The 1,914-nt window shown below is 57.7% G+C and carries 2 protein-coding genes; one reads left to right on the plus strand and one right to left on the minus strand.

Annotated features, from left to right (window positions below; all coding sequences use genetic code 11):
* Positions 1-115: 115 nt before the first annotated feature.
* Positions 116-691: an RNA 2',3'-cyclic phosphodiesterase gene (gene thpR, locus H5U08_RS17265; RefSeq protein WP_297035931.1), complete on the plus strand. Its 576-nt coding sequence runs from the start codon at positions 116-118 to the stop codon at positions 689-691.
* 74 nt (positions 692-765) lie between these two features.
* Here thpR and lpxA read toward each other — a convergent pair whose 3' ends face one another.
* Positions 766-1,635, minus strand: coding sequence for an acyl-ACP--UDP-N-acetylglucosamine O-acyltransferase (lpxA, locus tag H5U08_RS17270; RefSeq protein ID WP_297035934.1), 870 nt, complete (start codon positions 1,633-1,635; stop codon positions 766-768).
* Positions 1,636-1,914: the final 279 nt, after the last annotated feature.

A 1,914-nucleotide genomic window follows, 5' to 3' on the forward strand; every position in this document is an offset into this window, starting at 1 on the left:
CACAGATGAGTTGATGAACGTTCAAAAAAGGGCTTTCGGCAACGGTTGACATTCAAGGAAGCCTGTTGACGGGTAAGGGCCGGGAGGTCAGCACCACGAGGAGGGCACAAAGCCAATGAAGAGTAAAGTTCGGACCTTCATCGCGGTGGAAGTGGATGAGGGGGTGCGCAGCCGAGCATCCAAGCTAATCAAGCAGCTTCGACAATCGGGAGCAGACGTCACGTGGGTCGCCCCTGAAAATATGCATTTGACGATCAAGTTTTTGGGCGACGTGGATTACCGGGACGTCTACCATGTCTGCCGGGCCGTGGAAGAGTGCGTAGCCACGGTGGAGCCCTTCACGGTGGAAATCCGTGGCGTCGGGGCGTTCCCGTCACTGGAACGACCTCGCGTCATCTGGCTTGGGGTGGATCTTGGGGCCGCCGAGATGCAGGCTCTCAACGAGCGTGTGGAAACGGCTCTGAGTGCAATCGGCTTTCCCCGAGAAGGCAGGAAGTTTCATGCTCATCTGACACTGGGGCGGGTCCGCAAGAGCGGGCGGGCGGTGGAACACCTGGTCGCCATGCTTCGCGAATACCAGGACGTGGAATTCGGCCCCACCACTGTCGATCAACTGGTGATTTTCTCCAGTGAACTGCTTCCCACGGGGCCTGTCTATGAGCCGATGGGTCACGCGGAGTTGAAAGGCTAGGTCGGCCGAGTCTGAGAGCCAAGATCAGACGGCAGGGATGCCCATACAACAATCCCACGTGCGGGATGGCGGAACTAACCCGTTACGCGTACCCGTCGGTACCCTTCGTCCTCATCGGCTTGATCGTCGGCCTTGCGCAACTTAAGGGTCGCGCCCGTAGGAGTCCGTCGTTCGGGGAGGATCCCCCGCGTGGTCGTCGCCAGGAACTGATAGAACAGCGCCGCGGGCCCGGTTGAGAAGTTGACCCGCAATTCTTCCAGCACGTCGTTCCAGAGTAACCCGCTTCGATAGATGACGCGATAGGCGCGCTTCAACTCCTCGATCGCCTCTGTAGAAAAGCCTGCCCGCCGAAGTCCAATCTGATTAAGCCCCACGACGTAGCTGCTCAAACCATCAACCGTCACGTAGGGCGGCACGTCTTTGTTGATGTGCGCTTGTCCGCCAACCATGGCGAAGGAGCCAATGCGGCAGAACTGGTGCACAGCCACCGCCCCTGAAACGTACGCCCGGTCTCCCACCGTCACATGTCCCGCGAGCATGACGTTGTTGGCGAAAATAGTGTTGTTCCCGACTCGGCAATCGTGAGCGATATGCACATTGACCATCAGGAGGTTGTTATCGCCCACCAAAGTTGCATCTTCCTCGTCGAGTGCTCGGTGAATCGTGACATTTTCGCGAATTACGTTCCCCGAGCCTATGATCACTTTCCCCGGCCGTTCCGGAATATGGACATGCTGTGGGATTCCCCCGAGGACCGCACCTTCGCAGATCCAGTTGTTATCGCCGAGGGCGGTGCCCTTTTTGATAGTCACCCGCGCCTCCAGCCGACAACCATCGCCGATCTGGGTGTCCTCCTCCACGACACAGAACGGACCGATTTCCACATCACAACCGATCGCCGCCAGTGGGCTGATCACCGCCGTCGGGTGTATCCGTGTTGCCATGCTGACCTCCATGTCCTCCCGATCCCGCTAGGCTATGCACCATCCCTTGATGAGAGCGATGCCGATCCGATTTCACCCCAACTTGCCGAAAGTATCGATTGTAGCGTCTCGTCAGAATGTATCGGATAGGCACGCCTTTTTCGTTCAGTTTTGTCGCGATCGTCGCTCTGATTCGCGTCCCAATTTCCTCTTCCAGCTTTTCGTTTATCGCCCGAAGGTGTCAATTTGACTACTCTTGCCTGTCAAGCGGTTACTTTTCGACACCCTCCGGCATCACCT

Origin of the sequence: Thermogutta sp., from assembly GCF_014359955.1 — a bacterium.
GTDB lineage: Bacteria > Planctomycetota > Planctomycetia > Pirellulales > Thermoguttaceae > Thermogutta.